Source organism: Microbacterium flavum, from assembly GCF_018717645.1.
GTDB classification, from domain to species: domain Bacteria; phylum Actinomycetota; class Actinomycetes; order Actinomycetales; family Microbacteriaceae; genus Microbacterium; species Microbacterium flavum.
On sequence record NZ_JAFLHG010000003.1, the window covers coordinates 122505 to 141662 of the forward strand.

The 19158-nt window shown below is 71.5% G+C and carries 15 protein-coding genes and 2 riboswitches; of the genes, 6 read left to right on the forward strand and 9 right to left on the reverse strand.

The window, feature by feature from the left end; all coding sequences use genetic code 11:
* Positions 1-23: 23 nt before the first annotated feature.
* Positions 24-2090 (forward strand): ABC transporter ATP-binding protein, encoded by a 2067-nt coding sequence (locus J0P97_RS04310; RefSeq protein WP_215486704.1) that lies wholly within the window; start codon positions 24-26, stop codon positions 2088-2090.
* An 18-nt stretch (positions 2091-2108) separates the two neighbouring features.
* On the opposite strand, the gene J0P97_RS04315 is transcribed toward J0P97_RS04310, so the two are convergent.
* The 7 genes from J0P97_RS04315 to J0P97_RS04345 all read right to left on the reverse strand — a co-directional run bounded on the left by J0P97_RS04315 (position 2109) and on the right by J0P97_RS04345 (position 9099).
* Positions 2109-2306 (reverse strand): hypothetical protein, encoded by a 198-nt coding sequence (locus tag J0P97_RS04315; protein WP_215486540.1) that lies wholly within the window; start codon positions 2304-2306, stop codon positions 2109-2111.
* 63 nt (positions 2307-2369) lie between these two features.
* Positions 2370-3359: a glycosyltransferase family 2 protein gene (locus J0P97_RS04320; RefSeq protein WP_215486541.1), complete on the reverse strand. Its 990-nt coding sequence runs from the start codon at positions 3357-3359 to the stop codon at positions 2370-2372.
* Positions 3356-4498 carry a cysteine desulfurase family protein gene (locus J0P97_RS04325; RefSeq protein ID WP_215486705.1) on the reverse strand — a complete coding sequence of 381 codons (1143 nt, stop codon included), beginning with the start codon at positions 4496-4498 and terminating at the stop codon, positions 3356-3358. The genes J0P97_RS04320 and J0P97_RS04325 overlap by 4 nt, the downstream gene beginning before the upstream one ends.
* A gap of 11 nt (positions 4499-4509) precedes the next feature.
* On the reverse strand, positions 4510-5379 hold the full coding sequence (gene nadC / locus J0P97_RS04330; protein ID WP_215486542.1) for a carboxylating nicotinate-nucleotide diphosphorylase: 870 nt from the start codon (positions 5377-5379) through the stop codon (positions 4510-4512).
* Positions 5373-7064: an L-aspartate oxidase gene (gene nadB / locus J0P97_RS04335; RefSeq protein WP_215486543.1), complete on the reverse strand. Its 1692-nt coding sequence runs from the start codon at positions 7062-7064 to the stop codon at positions 5373-5375. The genes nadC and nadB overlap by 7 nt, the downstream gene beginning before the upstream one ends.
* The gene (gene nadA / locus J0P97_RS04340) at positions 7061-8368 is read right to left on the reverse strand and encodes a quinolinate synthase NadA (RefSeq protein WP_215486544.1); all 1308 of its coding nucleotides are present in this window, start codon (positions 8366-8368) and stop codon (positions 7061-7063) included. The genes nadB and nadA overlap by 4 nt, the downstream gene beginning before the upstream one ends.
* Positions 8365-9099, reverse strand: a complete 735-nt coding sequence (locus J0P97_RS04345; protein WP_215486545.1) for an NUDIX hydrolase — start codon at positions 9097-9099, stop codon at positions 8365-8367. The genes nadA and J0P97_RS04345 overlap by 4 nt, the downstream gene beginning before the upstream one ends.
* A 114-nt stretch (positions 9100-9213) precedes the next feature.
* On the opposite strand from J0P97_RS04345, the gene J0P97_RS04350 reads away from it, so the two are divergent.
* The 4 genes from J0P97_RS04350 to gcvP all read left to right on the forward strand — a co-directional run bounded on the left by J0P97_RS04350 (position 9214) and on the right by gcvP (position 15161).
* Positions 9214-10398 carry a MarP family serine protease gene (locus J0P97_RS04350; protein ID WP_215486546.1) on the forward strand — a complete coding sequence of 395 codons (1185 nt, stop codon included), beginning with the start codon at positions 9214-9216 and terminating at the stop codon, positions 10396-10398.
* Between the two features lie 57 nt (positions 10399-10455).
* Positions 10456-10562: riboswitch (glycine riboswitch) on the forward strand.
* A 1-nt stretch (position 10563) separates the two neighbouring features.
* Positions 10564-10672: riboswitch (glycine riboswitch) on the forward strand.
* Between the two features lie 51 nt (positions 10673-10723).
* On the forward strand, positions 10724-11842 hold the full coding sequence (gcvT, locus tag J0P97_RS04355; protein ID WP_215486547.1) for a glycine cleavage system aminomethyltransferase GcvT: 1119 nt from the start codon (positions 10724-10726) through the stop codon (positions 11840-11842).
* Complete coding sequence (gcvH, locus tag J0P97_RS04360) at positions 11839-12219, forward strand: glycine cleavage system protein GcvH (protein WP_215486548.1); 381 nt, start codon at positions 11839-11841, stop codon at positions 12217-12219. Before gcvT ends, gcvH begins: the two co-directional genes overlap by 4 nt.
* A 74-nt stretch (positions 12220-12293) precedes the next feature.
* Complete coding sequence (gene gcvP, locus J0P97_RS04365) at positions 12294-15161, forward strand: aminomethyl-transferring glycine dehydrogenase (protein ID WP_246539800.1); 2868 nt, start codon at positions 12294-12296, stop codon at positions 15159-15161.
* 168 nt (positions 15162-15329) lie between these two features.
* Here gcvP and J0P97_RS04370 read toward each other — a convergent pair whose 3' ends face one another.
* Together J0P97_RS04370 and J0P97_RS04375 are read right to left on the reverse strand one after the other, a co-directional pair.
* Complete coding sequence (locus tag J0P97_RS04370; protein ID WP_246539772.1) at positions 15330-16310, reverse strand: type IV toxin-antitoxin system AbiEi family antitoxin domain-containing protein; 981 nt, start codon at positions 16308-16310, stop codon at positions 15330-15332.
* Positions 16311-16551: 241 nt separating this feature from the next.
* The gene (locus tag J0P97_RS04375; protein ID WP_215486550.1) at positions 16552-17352 is read right to left on the reverse strand and encodes a CPBP family intramembrane glutamic endopeptidase; all 801 of its coding nucleotides are present in this window, start codon (positions 17350-17352) and stop codon (positions 16552-16554) included.
* A gap of 161 nt (positions 17353-17513) precedes the next feature.
* Here J0P97_RS04375 and J0P97_RS04380 point away from each other — a divergent pair, with 161 nt between their 5' ends.
* A complete protein-coding gene (locus J0P97_RS04380) occupies positions 17514-19130 on the forward strand; it encodes a peptide ABC transporter substrate-binding protein (RefSeq protein ID WP_215486551.1) in 1617 nt (538 codons plus the stop codon).
* The last annotated feature ends 28 nt before the right edge of the window (positions 19131-19158 follow it).

The window sequence follows — 19158 nt, forward strand, 5'->3', positions numbered from 1 at the left end:
CGACGTAGAGTGACGCCATGAGTATGGGTGGTCCCGGCGGCGGAGCGATGGGGGGTCGCGGTGTCGCCTTCCGCGGCGTCGACGAGGCCGCGCAGAGGCGGCTGAACGCCGAGGCTCCCGAGATCCCGCACCTCGGCTCCCGGATCCGGGAGATGTTCCGTCCCTACCTGGGGCGCATCGCGTTCACCGCGATCATGGTGATCGCCGGAGCCGCGATCGGCGTGATCCCGCCGCTGATCATCCAGCAGATCTTCGATCAGGCGCTGTTCCCGACGGATGGATCGGGCGTCGACCTCGGCCTCCTCTGGCGCCTCGTCGGCGCGATGGTGGGCCTGTTCCTGCTCTCCGCCGCGCTCGGCGTCGCGCAGACGTGGCTCACCTCGACCGTCGGCAACGAGGTCACCGGTGATCTGCGGGTGCGCCTGTTCGACCACCTCCAGGCCATGGAGCTGGGGTTCTTCACTCGCACCAAGACGGGCGTCATCCAGTCCCGTCTCCAGAACGACGTCGGGGGAGTGTCGGGAGTGCTGACCAACACGGTCACGAGCATCCTCGGCAACGTGGTGACGGTCGTCTCGGCGCTCGTGGCGATGGTCATCATCGACTGGCGGCTGACCCTCATCGCCGTCTTCCTCATGCCGATCCTGATCTTCGTGCAGCGCCGAGTGGGTCAGGTGCGCGCGAGGATCGCGGGCCAGACGCAGGAGTCGCTGTCCGAGCTCACCTCGATCACGCAGGAGACCCTGTCGGTCAGCGGCATCCTGCTCTCGAAGTCGTTCAACCGCCAGCGCACCGAGGGCGCCCGCTACCGCGAGGAGAACACCAACCAGGTACGCCTGCAGGTGCAGCGGGCGATGAGCGGGCAGGGCTTCTTCGCGGTCGTGCAGGTGCTGATGTCCTCCGTGCCGGCGGTCATCTACCTGGTCTCGGGCTACCTCCTGCACGGAGTGGGAGGAAGCGCCGGCGTCGACACGATCACGGCGGGCACGGTGGTCGCCTTCACGACGGTGCAGGCCCGACTGCTCATGCCGCTCATGGCGCTGATGCGGGTCGCGCTCGACCTGCAGACCTCGAAGGCGCTGTTCGCCCGCATCTTCGAGTACCTCGACATGGTGCCGGCGATCCAGGACGCCCCCGACGCGATCACCGTCGCCGAGGCTCCGGGCCCGATCGGACGGGTCGAGTTCGAGGACGTCGTCTTCCGCTACCCCGACGCCGCAGCGGATGCGCGTCCGACCCTGGACGGGGTCTCCTTCGTCGCCGAGCACGGGCAGCACGTCGCGTTCGTCGGGCCCTCGGGTGCGGGCAAGACGACCGTGCTCTACCTGGCGCCTCGGCTCTACGAGGCATCCGAGGGGCGCGTGCTGTTCGCCGGTGCGGATGTGAAGACCCTGACGCAGGAGTCGATCGTCGACCACATCGGGATCGTCTCCCAGGAGACCTACCTCTTCCACGCCACGATCGGCGAGAACCTGCGTTACGCGAAGCCGGATGCGACGGATGCCGAGCTCGAAGCCGCGTGCGCGGCCGCGAACATCCACCACATCATCGCGGGATTCGAACACGGCTATGACACCGTCGTCGGGGAGCGCGGCTACCGGCTCTCCGGTGGGGAGAAGCAGCGCATCGCGATCGCCCGTGTGCTCTTGAAAGACCCGCCCGTGCTGCTGCTGGACGAGGCGACGAGTGCCCTGGACACCGTGTCCGAGCGGGTCGTGCAGGAGGCGCTCGAGGCCGCGGCATCCGGCCGCACGACCCTGTCGATCGCGCACCGCCTGTCCACCGTCATCGGCGCGGACATGATCCACGTCGTCGATGCCGGCCGCATCGTGGAGTCCGGCACGCACGCCGACCTGCTCGCCCGCGGCGGGCTCTACGCCGAGCTCGCGGCGGAGCAGATGGCCGCGGCGCGCATCGAGGGGATGGATGCCGCGATGCCCGCTCCGCTCCCTGACCGCCGCGCCGATCGCGCGCCGGAGGGGTCTGCGGGGGCGGATGCCGCGCAGCTCGTCGCCGACCCGCCGCCCTTCACGGACGGGCCGTCCGCGGAGGCTGCGGACGCCGCGCTGCCCTGGGCACCACGCGAGTAGCGCGGGGGCGACGGGGCCTCAGTCCTCGGTCGGCCAGTTCTCGGAGCCGATGGCGTCCGTGGGCTCCGGAGTCGGCTCGTTCTCCTCGACGAGCGTCGGCGTCGGATTGACGAGCTCTTCGGTCGGCACCTTCTTGAGCTCGTCGATCTCGTCGCGCAGGGCGTCCAGGTCGGGGCCGTCAGGGGTTTCGGGAAGGTTCTCGGAGGTGCCGGACATGGCCTTCACCCTAGCCGTTCGACGGGAGCGCGCGGGGCGACCGACCCGCCGCAGCGGCGCCGCTCACCACAGCACCGCGGCTGAGCGGAGGTCGGCGGTCTGCGGATCGAGGGCGACGCCTTCGTGGTCGGCGCGCGCGACGAGGTCGCGGACGAACGCCCCCACGGCGCGACGGTACGCGGCATCCGCGTGCCCGGTTTCCCCCGCGGCGATGCGGACGAGCGGGGGCGTGTCCATCTCGAGGATGAGCCGGAGCCGCGCCCGCGCGGCGGCGTGCTGATCGGCCGCGTCGAGCACGGCGATCCCCCCGCGGAGAGCCTCGAGGTAGTCGGTGAGCACCGGAAGCGTGTCCTTGCGCTGCGTGATCGACGAGCCGTCGGCGCGTTCCCGCCAGTGCACGACCACGTCCGGAAGGACGTCGATCGCGCGCGCGTGCGTGTAGAGACGCTGCGCGACGATCTGGTCCTCGTACAGGCGCCCCTCGGGGAAGCGGACACCGTGTGCGCGCCAGAGCTCGACGCGGCTGAGCTTGGACCACGCCACGACGTTGCCGGAGACCTCGGGGTGCGCGGAGAGGGTCGTGCCCCGACGCGCGGGGTCGGTCGCCGCGCGGACCCATGGCTGTACCTCACCCGCCGCATAGACGCCGCCCGCGCCCGCGCGCAGGCGCACGTATGCCCCGACGGCGAGGTCGCTGCCGCTCTCGGTGATCGCCGCGACCAGCCGTTCGAGAGCCGTCGGGGTCATCACATCGTCGGCGTCGAGGAAGCCGACGAAGGGGGTCGCGACGCGGTCCAGGCCGGCGTTGCGCGCGCCCCCGAGGCCACGCGGCTCGGCGTGACGGATGAGCGTGAAGCGCGGGTCGGATGCCGCGGCATCGGCGAAGACGTCCGCCGTGGCATCCACCGACCCGTCATCGACGAGGATCGCGCACCACGCCGGGAGCGTCTGCGCCCGCAGCGAGTCGAGGGCCTCCGCGGCGAACTCCGCGACATCCCGACCCGGGACGATCACCGTGACGAGGACCGGGAGGGGCGCGGCGGACGTGCTCATGCGCCCGATCGTACCGCCGCCACCGCCTCGGCGACCGCGTCGGCGACGGGGGAGAGGTCCCCCGCGAGGTGGTGCCCGAGGGTGAAGCGCACCGCGCTCTGCGCGACGGCCGGGTCGATCCCGCAGGCGAGGAGGACGTGCGACGGCTCGTCGCTGCCGGCAGCGCAGGCCGAGCCGCTGGAGGTCACGAGGCCGCGGCGCTCGAGCTCGAGGAGGATCGCCTCGCCGCTCGTGCCGGCGAAGGTGAAGCTCGCGGTCCCGGGGAGGCGGCGGGTCGGATGCCCCGTCAGCCGCGCCGTCCCGACGAGGTCGAGGACCCGCCGGGTGAAGGCGGCGCGGATGGCGCTCACCCGCGCCGCACTGTCCGCCCGCTCGGACTCGGCGAGCTCGAGCGCGGTGGCCATCGCGACCGCCCCGGCGAGATTCTCCGTGCCGCTGCGGCGACCCCTCTCCTGGCCGCCGCCGTGCACGAGCGGCTCGAGCGGCCATCGCGTGCGGACGGCGAGGACGCCGATCCCCTGCGGCGCGCCGATCTTGTGGCCGGCGAGGGAGAGCGCGTCCGCGCCCGTCCCACGCAGGGGCAGCCACCCCGCGGCCTGCACCGCGTCGAGGTGCAGGGGGACCCCGGCGGCGGTGGTGACGGCTGCGAGCGCCGCGGCATCCTGCACGGTTCCGATCTCGTTGTTGGCGTAGCCGATCGAGACGACGGCCGTGTCGGGCCGGAGCGCGGCGGCCACCTCGTCGGGGGAGACCAGCCCGTCCGCGTCGACGCCGACCCGCGTGACGGCGAAGCCGTGCACCCGCTCCAGATACGCGCAGGAGGCGAGGACGGCCTCGTGCTCGATCGTCGTCGTCACGACATGCACGGGTCCTCCCCGCCGGAGGCTCGCGCCGATGGCCAGCCCCTTCACGGCGAGGTTGTCCGCTTCCGTGCCGCCCGAGGTGAAGACGATCTCGTTCGCGCGCACCCCGAGGACGGCCGCGACGCGGGCGCGCGCGTCGGCGAGGGCGGATGCCGCGGCCTCGCCTACGGTGTGGTGGCTCGAGGGATTGCCGAACCGGTCGGTGAGGTACGGGAGCATCGCGTCGCGCACCTCGGGGCGCACGGGGCTTGTGGCGGCGTGGTCGAGGTACCGCATGCCCGGAGCGCTCACTCCTCGAAGCGGACGTCGAGACCGAGGTCGAGAGCGCGCGCCGAATGGGTGAGTGCGCCCACGGAGATGACATCGACGCCGGTTGCGGCGATGGCGCCGACGGTGTCGAGAGACACCCCGCCGGACGCCTCGACGATCGTGCGCCCGGCGATCCTCTCGACGCCGGCGCGGAGGTCATCGAGGGAGAAGTTGTCGAGCATGATCGTCCCCACGCCGCGGGGCCCGGTCCCGGCGGCGAGGACGGCGTCGAGTTGATCGAGGCGGTCGACCTCGACCTCGAGGTGCGTCGTGTGCGGGAGAGCAGCACGCGCCGCCCGGAGCGCCGCGGTGATCGACCCGTGCCGCGCGACCAGCACGGCGAGGTGGTTGTCCTTCGCCATGACGGCGTCGGAGAGGCTGAAGCGGTGGTTGTGCCCGCCGCCCGAGCGCACGGCGTGCCGCTCGAACCGGCGGAGTCCGGGCGTCGTCTTGCGGGTGTCGGCGATCCGGGCGTCCGTGCCGGCCACGGCGTCGACGTAGCGCGCGGTGAGCGTGGCGATCCCCGACATCCGCTGGGTGAAGTTCAGCCCCACGCGTTCGGCCTGCAGGATGCCGCGGGCGGGCCCCACCACCGTTGCGAGGACGCCGCCGCTGATGAAGCGCTCGCCGTCGGCGGCGTGCAGAGTCACCTGGATGCGCGGGTCCGTCAAGGCGAACGCGGCGGCGAACACCTCGCCGCCGCTGAAGACGCCCCCCTCGCGCGCGCGGAGCTCGGCCGTCGCGGTCGACTCCGCCGGGATCAGGGTGTCGCTCGTGAGGTCGCCCCACGGGGCATCCTCGCGGAGCGCGGCGCGGACGACGGTCTCGATGTGGTCGCGGGTCAGCATGCGGCCACCTCCGGCACACCAGAACGCCGGTGATCCGGGGCCCGAGGCGGGGTGTTCGCGGGTTGGGCGTCGCCTTCGTCGGCGACCGGAGGAGTTTCGTCCCGCCGGGCGTGGGCACCGACGGAGATCCGACGGGCGCGGGCGGCGGAGACGAGCGCAGCGGCGACGAGGAGCAGGTTCTCGTCTTCGAACTCCCTCTCGGTCACGGCCTCCCGGGGCTGCGCGCGCCAGCCGCTGATCCGGGCGGCGGCGCGGGCGAGCCCGGCCTCGTCGCGGACGAGACCCGCGTCCTCCCACAGCAGCTCCTGCAGCGCGCCGCGGGTGAAGGGCGGGGCGGCGTCGGCGACGGGCGGCACCGGCGGCTCGGGCGCGGCCCCGCGCGGGAAGGACGCCGCGGCGGGCCACCGTCCGGTGTCGGCATCCGCCGCAAGGGCGTCGCCGGCCCGCGCACCGAACACGGCGCCTTCCAGCAGCGAGTTCGACGCGAGCCGGTTGGCGCCGTGGACGCCGGTCCGGGCCGTCTCCCCGACGGCGTAGAGGCCGGGAAGGCTCGTGCGCCCCTCCAGGTCGGTGCTCACCCCGCCCATCAGGTAGTGTGCGGCGGGGGTCACGGGGATCGGCTCCCGTGCCCAGTCCTCGCCGCGGGCGCGGACGGCGGCGTCGATCGTCGGGAACCGGTCGCGGAGGAACCGGACGGTGCGCTTCGCGCTCGCCGCCGCTCCCTCCGGGCCGAGAGCCGTGGCGTCCAGCAGCACGGGGCGGCCGTCCTGCTCGACCATCACCTCGGCGATCGCCCGCGCGACGACATCGCGCGGAGCGAGTTCCGCATCGGGGTGACGGTCGAGCATGAAGCGTCGGCCCTGCTCGTCGCGGAGCACCGCGCCCTCCCCGCGCACGGCCTCGGAGACGAGGAACGGCGCGGCGTCGCTCCTGCTCGCATCGCCCGGGACCGCGCACACCGCGGGCAGCACCGTCGGGTGGAACTGGACGAACTCCACGTCGGTGACCGCGACTCCCGCGCGGAGGGCGGCCGCGATGCCGTCGCCGGTCGCCACGGGCGGGTTCGTGGTGTGGGCGTAGAGCTGACCGGCCCCTCCGGTCGCCAGGACGATGGCGTCGGCGGGCAGCGTCTCGCGACGTTCGTCTTCGATGAGCAGCTCGACACCCGCCGCACGGCCGGATGCCGCGTCGACGACGAGATCGATGAGGAACGCGTGCTCGATCACTCGGACCTCGCTCTCCCGGAGGCGCGCGACGAGAGCCTTCTCGATCGCGGTCCCGGTGGCATCCCCGCCGGCGTGCAGGATGCGGGGGTAGGAGTGCGCCGCCTCGAGACCCTTGACGAACGCGCCGTCCGATGCCCGGTCGAACGCGACGCCGAGCGCGATCAGCTCGCGGATCCGGCCGGGTCCCTCCTCCGCGAGCACCCGCACGGCCTCGGGGTCGGAGAGGCCGGCGCCGGCCACGAGCGTGTCGCGGATGTGATCCTCGATGCGGTCGTCGTCGAACATGACGCCGGCGATGCCGCCCTGGGCGAAGCGCGTGTTCGCGTGCTCGAGGACGTCCTTCGTCACGAGGGTGACGCGGCATCCGCCCTCCACGGCGTGCAGGGCCACGGTCAGCCCGGCGATCCCGGAGCCCACGACGACGACCCGTGGCGTCGACGGATCCCGTCGCAGGGTCATGGCTTGGCCGCCAGCATCCGCTCGAGCGCCGTGCGGGCGGGATCGGCGACATCGCCGGGGACCTCGATCCGGTTGACGACGTGGCCGGCGACGAGCTCCTCCAGGACCCATGCGAGGTAGCCCGGGTGGATCCGGTACATCGTCGAGCACGGGCACACCACGGGGTCGAGGCAGAAGATCTCGTGCTGCGGATACTGTGCGGCGAGCCGTTGGACGAGGTTGATCTCCGTGCCGATCGCGAAGGTCGTGGGCTCGGTCGCGGCGGCGATCGCCGTGCGGATGTAGTCGGTCGAGCCGGCCTCGTCCGCGGCGTCCACGACCGCCATCGGGCATTCTGGGTGCACGATCACGCGGACGCCCGGGTGATCAGCCCGCGCGGCGGCGATCTGGTCGACCGTGAAGCGGCGGTGCACCGAGCAGAACCCATGCCAGAGGATGACGCGGGCGTCGGTCAGCTCGCTCTGGCTCGATCCGCCGAAGGGCTTCCGCGGGTTCCACATCGGCATCTGCGCGAGCGGCACCCCCATCGCCTTCGCCGTGTTGCGGCCGAGGTGCTGGTCGGGGAAGAAGAGCACGCGACGTCCGCGCGCGAACGCCCACTCGAGCACGGTGCGGGCATTGGACGAGGTGCAGACGATCCCTCCGTTGCGCCCGACGAAGCCCTTGATCGCCGCCGAGGAGTTCATGTAGGTGACCGGGATGACGGGGACGAGGCCGTCCGCGTCCGGCACATCCAGAGGCCCGTAGATCTCCGCGAGCTGCTCCCAGCAGTCCTCGACGTCGTCGATCGATGCCATATCCGCCATGGAGCATCCGGCGGCGAGGTTCGGGAGGATGACCGCCTGGTCGGGGCGGGAGAGGAGGTCCGCCGTTTCGGCCATGAAGTGCACGCCGCAGAAGACGATCGCTTCGGCCTGCGGCTGCGTCAGCGCTGCGTTCGCGAGCTGGAACGAGTCGCCCACGTAGTCGGCGTGGGTCACGACCTCCTCGCGCTGGTAGAAGTGGCCGAGGATGACGACGCGGTCGCCCAGGGTGGTCTTGGCGGCGGTGATCCGCGCGTGCAGTTCGAGCTCGGATGCCTCCCGGTACTCCGCGGGGAGCTCTCCCTGGCGCGGCGCGCCGGTCGGGATCACATCTCCCATGGAGGAGCCGGGGCCGTAGCCCGGGCGTGCGTCGAAGTCCCACGGTCCTGCAGCGAGATCGGTGTTGCAGGTCTCTGAGGTGGAGGCGCCGGTCACGATCGCCTGGATGCCGTGGTCGACGCTCGCGTCGACCGGTCGGGGGTGGATCTGCAGCAGGGTCATGAACGGGCCTCTCGGGAAAGGGCGAACGGGGCAGTCGGGTGGGGGAGCGGACCGCGATCGGCGAGCTCCACGTCCTGGTCGTAGCGGTACAGGCGAGCAGGGCGGTGGCTGCCCGTGCGGAACCTCTCGGTGGGGATGAGCGTCGCGGAGTTCTCGACCTGCCGGCGGAAGTTCGCGGGGTCGAGGTCGCGCGTGAGGATCGCCTCGTAGACCTCGCGCAGCTCGGCGAGGGTGAACAGGTCCGGCAGCAGGCCGTGCGCGATCCGGCTGTACCCGACCTTGTTGCGCAGGCGCCACAGCGCGTACTCGACGATGTGCTCGTGGTCGAAGGCCAGCGGAGGCAGATCCGCGACATCGAACCAGGCGACGTTCTCCGCATCTGCGGGGAGCTTCGCCCCCTCGCGCAGCAGCGCCCAGTACACGATGGACACGACGCGGCCGGGGGAGCGCCCCACGTCGCCGAACACGTAGAGCTGCTCGAGGTAGCTCGGCGCGAGTCCGGTCGTCTCCGCGAGCGTGCGGGATGCCGCGACGTCGAGCTCCTCGGTGCGATCGAGCCATCCGCCGGGGAGGGCCCAGCGCCCCTCATGAGGATCGCGCGTACGGCGGACGAGCGGGAGGACGATCGTGGGACGATCGCCGCGCGCACCGCGCCGCAGGCTGAAGATGACCGTCGAGACGGCGACGCGGATGCCGTCCGTCTCGGGCTCTGTTCGTGTCGACATGACCATAACCTCAGGGCGATCTTAGAGTCATCCGCACCCGAACTGCAAACCCTCGTCCCTGCGCGTCCGCTGAGAGCGGGTACGGCGGTCCGGCCTCGTATCGTTGACGGAGGAGGTTCCGTGCAGGTCGTCGACATCATCGCCCTGGGCATCCTGGTGGTCGCACTGATCGCCGGACTCGCCCGCGGATTCTTCGCGAGCCTCGGCACGGTCGTCGGCATGGTCCTCGGTGCCGTCGCCGCGCTCTGGGGTCTGCCGCTCGTGACCCCGTGGCTCTCGGGGATCCTGCCCGAAGGCGGATGGCGTGCGGCCGCGCTGGCCGCTGCGGCGCTCGTGATCGTCCTCCTGGGCACGGCTGCCGGCGCGGCGGTCGGCCGAGCCATCCGGCGCGGCGTCGACCGCGGCCGGCTCCGCGGCCTGGAACGCTTCTTCGGCGGCGTCCTGAGCCTTTCCGCCACCGGCCTCGCGCTGCTGCTGGTCGCCACCGGGATCGGCGCCGCCGGCATCCCGGGCGTCTCGTCGGCGGTCGCCTCCTCACGGGTCATCGCTGCGCTCGACACGATCACACCGGCTCCGGTCGACGACGCGCTCGCAACGGCCCGCGGACTGCTGCTGTCCGAGGGGATCCCCCGGCTGCAGGCGGTCATCGGCGAGGCCGTGGCCCCGACCTCGCCGCCGGTCACGCTCGATGAGCCCGCGCTGCAGGCGGCCGCGGCCTCGGTCGCGCGCGTGAGCGGAACGGCGTACGCGTGCGGGGTGTCCATGACGGGATCCGGCTTCGTCGCCGCGCCCGGCCTCGTCGTCACGAACGCGCATGTCGTGGCCGGGGTCGACACGCCGATCGTGGAGCTCCCGGGCGGCCGCGCCGGCGAGGGGCGCATCGTTCTGTTCGATCCCGTCGTCGATCTCGCCGTGATCGCCGTCGGAGCCCTGGGCGATGCGCCGCTGACGATCGCCGATCCCGTCCCGGCCGGCACGCAGGCCGTCGTGCAGGGGTACCCGCACGGGGGCCCGTTCACGAGCGGACCCGCCGCGGTGCTCTGGGTGGGGACAGCGCCGGTGCCCGACATCTCCGACAGCACCCTGCACCCGCGCGAGGTCTACCAGCTCGCCGCCGAGGTCCGGCCGGGCAACTCCGGTGGACCGCTGCTCGATGAGAGCGGCGCCGTGGTCGGCGTGGTGTTCGCCCGCGCGGCCGACGATGACACCCGCGGCTTCGCGATGACGACGAACGAGCTGCGTCCGGTGCTCGCGGCCGTGTCGGCCGACTCGCCGCCCGTGGCCTCCGGCGACTGCGCGCGCTGACGCGCGTTCGCCGGCACCCCAGGCGCTATGCTGACAGGGCAACTGAAGACAGGCCGCATGACGCGCGCGGGAGAGCCCCGGCATCCATCCAGAGGAGGGATGCCGAGCACCGAAGGAGCAAGCCTCCCCGCCAATCTCTCAGGTCCGCGTACCGCTCGCGTCCGGCCGCTCTGAAAAGCGATCCCTCGGGATCCGCCGACGGTGAAAGCCCCTCGACGACTCGGTCCCCGAGCGTATCGGGGGGTGAAGCTCTCAGGCCCATGACAGAGGGGGAGTTCACGCCTGCCGGGCCGGCAGGCGCCGACCCGATGCTCCGGGAGAACTCATGTCTGACCTCCGCACCACCGCTCTGCACGATCGCCATGCCGCCCTCGGGGCGTCCTTCACGGACTTCGGCGGATGGTCGATGCCGGTCCGCTACACCTCGGATCTCGCCGAGCACCACGCGGTGCGCCAGGCGGCGGGACTGTTCGACATCTCCCACATGGCCGAGTTCACGCTCACGGGCGCGGGTGCCGGTGCCGTCCTCGACCACGCCCTCGCCGGGCGGATCTCGACCATGAAGATCGGCAAGGCGAAATACTCGCTGCTCCTCGACGAGGCGGGTGGGGTCGTCGACGACGTCATCGTCTACCGCCGGGGCGAGGACGACTTCCTCGTGATCTCCAACGCCGGCAACCGGGCGCTCGTCGCCGCGACCCTCGAGCGATACGCGGGGGATGCCGCGATCACCGACATCTCCGATGACGTCGCCCTCATTGCGGTGCAGGGCCCCCGTGCCCGCGCGATCGTCGAGGCGGCCGACGGCGCCGAGGGGGGCATCGAGGGCGTGACGCCTGCGCTGGAGGACCTCGGCTACTACGCCTGGTCGGCCGGGACCTTCGCGGGCGAGCCCCTCTTCATCGCCCGCACCGGCTACACGGGTGAGGATGGATTCGAGCTGATGGTCCCGAACGCCGTCGCGCCTGCCCTCTGGGACGCGCTGTGGAGCGCCGGCGAACCGCTCGGCCTCGTCCCGGCGGGCCTCGCCGCGCGCGACACGCTGCGCCTGGAAGCGGGGATGCCGCTCCACGGGCACGAGCTGTCACCGGACATCCTCCCCGTTCAGGCGGGTCTCGGACGTGTCGTCGCGATGGACAAGGACGACTTCGTCGGCAAGGCCGCACTCGAGAGCGCCCCCTCGGCGGAGCTGCCCGTGCTCGTCGGCCTGACCGCCGAGGGCCGCCGCGCCGGCCGCGCCGGTTACGCCGTGCTGGATGCCGACGGCGCGCCCGTCGGCGAGATCACGAGCGGAGCGCTCAGCCCGACGCTCGGACATCCCATCGCGATGGCCTTCATCCCGTCGGCGCTCTCCGAGCCCGGCACCCCTCTCTTCATCGATGTGCGGGGAACCCGCATCCCCGCGACCGTGACCGCTCTGCCTTTCTATCGGAGGACCGCATGACCGACCTGACCGCACTCAAGTACACCGACGAGCACGAGTGGGTCGCCCTCGAGGGCGACGTCGCGACCGTCGGGATCACCGACTACGCCGCCGACAAGCTCGGCGACGTCGTCTTCGTCGACCTGCCGTCCGTCGGATCGTCCGTCACGGCGGGCGAGGTCTGCGGCGAGATCGAGTCGACCAAGTCGGTCGGCGAGCTCTACGCCCCGCTCACGGGCGAGATCCTCGAGGTCAACGACGCCGTCGTCGATGACCCGGCATCCGTCAACGGCGACGCGTTCGGTGCATGGCTCGTCAAGATCCGCGTCGAGCCCGCCGATGTGGACGCGCTCATGGACCGCGCGGCCTACGCGCTGCTCACCGGCGGCGAGGCGTGAGCTCCGCCGCCGGCCGGCGCGACGAGGAGTTCCGCGACCGCCACATCGGCACGGACGCCGATGCCCAGGCGATCATGCTGAACGCGCTCGGCTACGGCTCGGTCGACGAGCTCGTCGAGCGAGCGGTCCCGGCATCCATCCACGCCGCGCCGGTGCGCGAGTCTGCGATCCCGTCCGCGGCCACCGAGGCTGAGGCGCTGGCGGAGCTTCGTGGGCTCGCGGATCTCAACCGTCCTGCCCGCTCGCTCATCGGACTCGGCTACTACGACACGATCACCCCCTCGGTGATCGCGCGGAACGTGTTCGAGAACCCCTCCTGGTACACGGCGTACACGCCGTACCAGCCGGAGATCTCGCAGGGGCGTCTGGAGGCGCTCATCAACTTCCAGACGATGGTGACCGACCTCACGGGGCTCGCGACGGCGAACGCGTCCATGCTCGACGAGTCGACCGCGGTCGTGGAGGGCATGCTCGTCGCCCGCCGCGCGTCGCGCTCGAAGAGCAGCGTCTTCCTCGTCGATGCCGACGCCCTGCCGCAGACGAAGGCGCTGCTCGCGCACCGCGCCGCCGCGCTCGGCATCCAGATCCACGAGTTCGACCCCTCGACGATCTCGGGGAGCGACGGTGGCTCGGACGCCGCGGGGCCGGTCCCTGAGCTTGTCGATGGTCCGGTCCCTGAGCTTGTCGAAGGGTTCGGCGCCTTCATCCAGTACCCCGGCGCCTCGGGGCGCGTCTGGGACCCGTCCGAGGTCATCGCCGCGGTGCAGGCTCAGGGCGGCCTCGCGGTCGTCGCGGCGGACCTCCTGGCCCTCACCCTGCTGCGCTCGCCCGGATCGCTCGGCGCCGACATCGTGGTCGGCACGACGCAGCGCTTCGGCGTCCCGATGGGGTTCGGCGGACCGCACGCCGGCTACATGGCCGTCCGCGCGGGCCTCGAGCGCCAGCTCCCCGGGCGCCTCGTCGGCGTGTCGCAGGATGCCGCGGGCAAGCCCGCCTACCGTCTGTCGCTGCAGACGCGTGAGCAGCACATCCGCCGCGAGAAGGCGACGTCGAACATCTGCACCGCGCAGGTGCTGCTCGCCGTCATGGCATCCATGTACGCCGTCTACCACGGGCCTGACGGTCTGCGCCGCATCGCGACCGAGGTCGCCACGAAGGCGCATCTGCTGCGCGACTGGATCGTGGATGCCGGGGCGGATGTTCTCCACGAGCACTTCTTCGACACGATCATCGTGTCGGTGCCGGGCCGGGCCGAGGAGGTCGTGGCGGCTGCGCGTGAGCGCGGGTTCCAGCTGTGGTTCCGAAGCGCGGATTCGGTCGGCGTCTCGGTCGACGAGACGACGACGGCGGCGGAGCTGCACGCGCTCGCCCAGGTGTTCGGCGGGCCGGAGCGGCGCGCGTTCGGGTTCTCGGCGAACCAGGGGACGGGGCTCTTCCCGGAATCCCTGCGCCGCACGGACGAGTTCCTGACGCATCCCGTCTTCCATGCGCACCACTCCGAGACGGCGATGATGCGCTATCTCAAGCAGCTCGCCGACCGCGATTACGCGCTCGACCGGGGGATGATCCCGCTCGGCTCGTGCACGATGAAGCTCAACGCCGCGACCGAGATGGCCGCCGTATCGTGGCCGGAGTTCGCGCGCGTGCACCCCTTCGCCCCGGCGGAGGATGTCGCCGGGTACCTCGTGCTCATCGACCAGCTCGAGTCGTGGCTGGCGGAGATCACCGGGTACGACGCGGTGTCGCTGCAGCCGAACGCCGGGTCGCAGGGCGAGCTGGCGGGCCTGCTCGCGATCCGCGGATACCACCATTCCCGCGGCGATCTCGCGCGCGACGTGTGCCTGATCCCCTCGTCGGCGCACGGCACCAACGCGGCATCCGCCGTGCTGGCCGGCATGCGCGTGGTCGTCGTCGCGTGCGACGAGGCCGGCAACGTCGACCTCGGCGACCTCCGCGCGAAGATCGAGACGCACGCCGACGCGCTCGCGGCGCTCATGATCACCTACCCGTCGACGCACGGGGTGTACGAGCAGGACGTGATGGACATCACCGCCGCGGTGCACGACGCCGGCGGCCAGGTCTACGTCGACGGGGCGAACATGAACGCGCTCGTCGGGTTCGCGCGCTTCGGCGACCTCGGCGGCGACGTCTCGCACCTGAACCTGCACAAGACGTTCGCCATCCCCCACGGCGGCGGCGGCCCGGGGGTCGGACCTGTGGCGGCGAAGGCGCATCTGGCGCCGTTCCTGCCGTCCCACCCGCTCGCCCAGCGTGCGGAGCACGCGGGCGGGTTCGTCTTCGACGGCGGTCCGATCTCGGCGGCGCCCTACGGCTCGGCATCCATTCTGGCGATCTCGTGGGCGTACATCCGGATGATGGGCGCGGCGGGGCTTCGGGATGCCACAGGAGCCGCGGTGCTCTCGGCCAACTACATCGCGGCGCGGCTGCGCGAGCACTACCCCGTGCTGTACGCGGGGGAGGGCGGCCTCGTCGCGCACGAGTGCATCCTCGACCTGCGTCCGCTCAAGGAGGAGACCGGCATCACCGTCGACGACGTCGCCAAGCGACTGATCGACTACGGGTTCCACGCGCCGACGATGTCGTTCCCGGTGGCGGGGACTCTCATGGTCGAGCCGACCGAGTCCGAGGACCTGGGCGAGATCGAGCGCTTCATCGAGGCGATGATCGCGATCCGCGCCGAGGCGTCGCGTGTGCACGCGGGGGAGTGGCCGGCATCCGACAACCCGCTCGTGAACGCGCCGCACACCGCGGAGGCCGTCGTGGTGTCGGAATGGGCGCATCCGTACTCGCGGGAGCTCGCCGTCTACCCCGTGCACACGCTCGTGCGCACGAAGTACTGGCCGCCCGTCCGCCGCATCGACAACGCCTACGGCGACCGCAACCTCGTCTGCGCCTGCCCGCCCATCGAGGCCTTCGCCTGACCCCGCTCGCGCCGCGCTCGCGCGCTCGCGCGCTCTCCGCGCCCCCTGACCGCGAGACACCGACTTCGCGCCGAGACACCGGTGCACAACGGATGCCTCGGTGCAGGGACGGTGTCTCACGGCCCTCGGGCGCGGGGCGCGGCGGGCGGGCCGGCGGGCGGGCGGGGGTCAGGGCGCGCCGCGGAGGGCGGGCGCGAGCGAGCTCAGCAGCCCCAGGTCGGGCGGTCGGAGGATCGGGAGTCCGGCCGAGAGCAGCATTGCGCGCAGCTGCGCCGGTGCGCTCACGTCCGACCACGACCAGTGTTGGACGGTGTCCACCCCGTGGCGCAAGAGACGGGCATCCCGAGCACGACGCGCGCGGAGCGCCTCGCGCGCATCACCGAACGCGCCGCTGTACTTCACGTCGCCGTCGGCTTCTCCGCCGACGAGGCGTCCGCCCCGCCACCACGCGAAGTCGAGCCGATCGTCGTCTCCGGGCTCGGGCCCCCGTACCCAGACCTGCAGTTCGGGGAGAGGGAATCCGAGCGCCTCGATCACGGTCGCGCTGACTGACTCGAGCGGCGACTCCGGGACCGCCGACGCGCGGTCGAAGACCTCGCGTGCGCGACGCCGACCCCGCGAGGACGGATGTGTCTCGCTCATCGCCCGCATCCGTCCGACGGTGAGAGTGGGATCCGCGCGCAGCGCTGCATCCGCGATCGCGCGGCCCACGGCGGGATGCCGCAGACGCGCCATATCGACCGCGATCTCCTCGTACGACGCCACGGGCACGCCGGCGAGATCATCGTGGCGTGGCATCCGCTCGGCGGAGTGGAACCGGATGTCTGCGATCGCGCGCGTCGTCGCCGATCCGGGCGTGACGGCGTGGATGTGCGGTGGTTCGCCGAAGACGGGGAGCCCGCGGAGAACCGCCGCGGACTCCCGGACGAACACCGCGCCCGGGTACACGTGCGCTGCAGCGTGGACGCGGGCGAGGTACCGATCCCAGGGCGCGAGGGATCGCCACACGGATGCCGGTGCGTAGATCCCACGCCGCACGCGCACCAGTTCGCCGCTGCGCACCCCGCGATCGCCGTGCGGGGAGCCGGCCCGATCAAGGAGCGGGACGGGGGACGCGAGGGCCTCGCCGGGAGCGATGAGCAGCGACATCTGCACATCCTCACCGCGCACAGCGCCTGGCCGGGCGCGCTGGGCGACTTCCGTGGACAACTCCCGCCCGCCCGCGCCTGTGGACGAGGTGTGGCCCCGGCCTCCCATCTCCGCGAGACACCGTCTTCGCGCCGAGACGCCGGTGCACAACGGGTGTCTCGGTGCACAGCCGGTGTCTCGCGGCCGGCGGCGGGCGGCCGGCGGGCGGGATGGCGGCCGGCGGGCGTCCCCGCGAACGCGGTCAGAACAGGGCGGGCCACCAGGCGGCGGCGAGCGGGTATCCGACGAACGCGATGACGTCGATGACGGTGTGCGCGATCACGAGGGGCATCACCCGGCCGAAGCGCTGGTAGACCCAGCCGAACACGATGCCCATCGCGACGTTGCCGACGATCGAGCCGAAGCCCTGATACGCGTGATACGCCCCCCGGAGCGCGGCGGTCCCGAGGATGATCGTCCACGTGCCCCACCCGAGGCGGCGCAGCCGGTCGAAGAGGTAGCCGATGAAGATGACCTCTTCGGTGAGTCCCGCGCGCACCGCGGCGAGGAGGAGCAGCGGCACGGTCCACCACGAGGCGTCCAGCGGCGCGGCATCCACCTGCACCGTCACGCCCAGCGCGCGCCCCGCCGCGTAGAGGCCGAGGCCCGGCACGCCGATGACGAGGACGAGCAGGATGCCTGCGCCGGCATCTCTCCCGAAGCGGCGGAAGTCCAGCCCGATCCGCCGGAACGCCGAGCGCCCGGGCTCCCACAGCAGGTAGATCGCGAGCGCGATCGGCGCGAACCCGAAGAAGGCCTGCACGAACTGGTACAGCACGTCCCAGAACTCCTGCGCGTTCGCGCCGGGGTTCAGAGCGGTCGACTGGTCGCCGAGTGATTGCTCGCGCGTGAGCGCCTGCACCAGCTGCAGCACCGAGTACACCGCCGAGCGCCCGACCGAGAGGGCGAGCACGATGGCGATCTCCCACCAGAGCGACATGCGCAGGCGAGGGCCGGATGCCGGGGGCGTCGCCGCGCCGAATGGGTCACGATCGCGGCTCATCTTGTCAGATTGCCACATCATCCCGGACTTGAGTTAAGTGTTTGTAACGCTTTCCCGGGATGATTTGTCGAAGAGTGATCCGTTACTTACAGTTTCCCTATTCCCGCCCCTGCGTTCTCACAGCACGCCGTGGGCGATTCACCCTTGCACAGGAGGACAAGTTGAAGCGCAACAAGATCGCCCTCGCGGGCATCGCGCTGCTCGTCGCAGGAGGACTGGCCCTCGCGGGCTGCTCCGGCAGCGGCAGCGGCACGCCGAGCGCGTCGGGCGGCGACAGCACCGCCGTCATCAAGACGAACGGTTCGGAGCCCCAGAACCCGCTGGTCCCGACGAACACCAACGAGACCGGCGGTGGCAAGATCATCGACGAGATCTTCGCCGGCCTGGTCTACTACGACGCCAAGGGCGAGCCGCAGAACGACGTGGCCGACTCGATCACCGTCGATGACGCGCAGAACCTGACGGTCAAGCTCAAGAAGGGCCAGAAGTTCACGGACGGCACCGAGGTGCAGGCCCACAACTTCATCGACGCGTGGAACTACGGCGCGAAGCTGTCGAACAAGCAGCTCTCGAGCTACTTCTTCGAGGACATCGAGGGCTTCAGCTACGACGAGGACTCCGAGCTCACCGGTCTGAAGGAAGTCGATGACTACACCTTCACGATCGCGCTGAACAAGCCGGCCTCCGACTTCGCGCTCCGCCTCGGCTACTCGGCGTACTTCCCGCTTCCGGACGCGGCCTTCACCGACATGGACGCCTTCGGCGAGAACCCGATCGGCAACGGCCCGTACAAGCTGGCCAGCGACAGCGCGTGGGAGCACAACGTGCAGATCTCGCTCGTGAAGAACGAGGACTACACCGGTGGCCGCGCCGCGAAGAACGCGGGCCTGGACATCGTCTTCTACGCCACGCAGGATGCCGCCTACGCGGACCTCCTCAGCGGCCAGGTCGACGTCATCGACGGTGTTCCGCCGTCCGCGCTCGCGACCTTCCAGTCGGAGCTCGGCGACCGCGCCGTCAACCAGCCGGCGGCGATCTTCCAGTCCTTCACCATCCCCGAGCGCCTCGCGCACTTCTCGGGTGAAGAGGGCAAGCTCCGCCGCCAGGCGATCTCGATGTCGATCAACCGCGAAGAGATCACCAAGGTCGTCTTCCAGGGCACCCGCACTCCCGCCAGCGACTTCACCTCGCCGGTCATCGCGGGCTGGTCCGACAGCCTCACGGGCTCCGAGGTGCTCGCGTACAACGCTGACGAGGCGAAGAAGCTGTGGGCCCAGGCCGACGCCATCTCGCCCTGGTCCGGCTCGTTCCAGATCGCGTACAACTCCGACGGCGGCCACCAGACGTGGGTCGACGCGGTGACCAACTCGATCAAGAACACGCTCGGCATCGACGCGTCCGGCGCTCCCTACGTCGACTTCGCATCGCTGCGCTCGGAGGTCACGGCTCGCACGATCCAGACCGCATTCCGCACCGGCTGGCAGGCCGACTACCCGGGTCTGTACAACTTCCTCGGGCCGCTCTACGCCACCGACGCGGGCTCCAACGACGGCGACTACTCGAACCCCGAGTTCGACAAGCTGCTGTCCGAGGGCATCTCCGCGACCGACGCCGACACCGCCAACGGCGACTTCCAGAAGGCGCAGGAGATCCTCCTGGCCGACCTTCCGGCGACGCCGCTGTGGTACTCGAACGTCACCGGCGGCTACGCCGAGGGCGTGCAGAACGTCGAGTTCGGTTGGAACTCGGTGCCGCTGTACTACCAGATCACCAAGTAATCCCCTCACGCTGCGAGGCGGTGGCCGC

What these genes read in the sequence shown, in the direction of transcription:
- J0P97_RS04310 (WP_215486704.1), top strand. Translation starts at nt 24, where the DNA reads ATGGGTGGTCCCGGCGGCGGAGCGATGGGGGGTCGCGGTGTCGCCTTC.
- J0P97_RS04315 (WP_215486540.1), bottom strand. Translation starts at nt 2,306, where the DNA reads ATGTCCGGCACCTCCGAGAACCTTCCCGAAACCCCTGACGGCCCCGAC.
- J0P97_RS04320 (WP_215486541.1), bottom strand. Translation starts at nt 3,359, where the DNA reads ATGAGCACGTCCGCCGCGCCCCTCCCGGTCCTCGTCACGGTGATCGTC.
- J0P97_RS04325 (WP_215486705.1), bottom strand. Translation starts at nt 4,498, where the DNA reads ATGCGGTACCTCGACCACGCCGCCACAAGCCCCGTGCGCCCCGAGGTG.
- nadC (WP_215486542.1), bottom strand. Translation starts at nt 5,379, where the DNA reads ATGCTGACCCGCGACCACATCGAGACCGTCGTCCGCGCCGCGCTCCGC.
- nadB (WP_215486543.1), bottom strand. Translation starts at nt 7,064, where the DNA reads ATGACCCTGCGACGGGATCCGTCGACGCCACGGGTCGTCGTCGTGGGC.
- nadA (WP_215486544.1), bottom strand. Translation starts at nt 8,368, where the DNA reads ATGACCCTGCTGCAGATCCACCCCCGACCGGTCGACGCGAGCGTCGAC.
- J0P97_RS04345 (WP_215486545.1), bottom strand. Translation starts at nt 9,099, where the DNA reads ATGGTCATGTCGACACGAACAGAGCCCGAGACGGACGGCATCCGCGTC.
- gcvT (WP_215486547.1), top strand. Translation starts at nt 10,724, where the DNA reads ATGTCTGACCTCCGCACCACCGCTCTGCACGATCGCCATGCCGCCCTC.
- gcvH (WP_215486548.1), top strand. Translation starts at nt 11,839, where the DNA reads ATGACCGACCTGACCGCACTCAAGTACACCGACGAGCACGAGTGGGTC.
- gcvP (WP_246539800.1), top strand. Translation starts at nt 12,294, where the DNA reads ATGCTGAACGCGCTCGGCTACGGCTCGGTCGACGAGCTCGTCGAGCGA.
- J0P97_RS04370 (WP_246539772.1), bottom strand. Translation starts at nt 16,310, where the DNA reads ATGTCGCTGCTCATCGCTCCCGGCGAGGCCCTCGCGTCCCCCGTCCCG.
- J0P97_RS04375 (WP_215486550.1), bottom strand. Translation starts at nt 17,352, where the DNA reads ATGAGCCGCGATCGTGACCCATTCGGCGCGGCGACGCCCCCGGCATCC.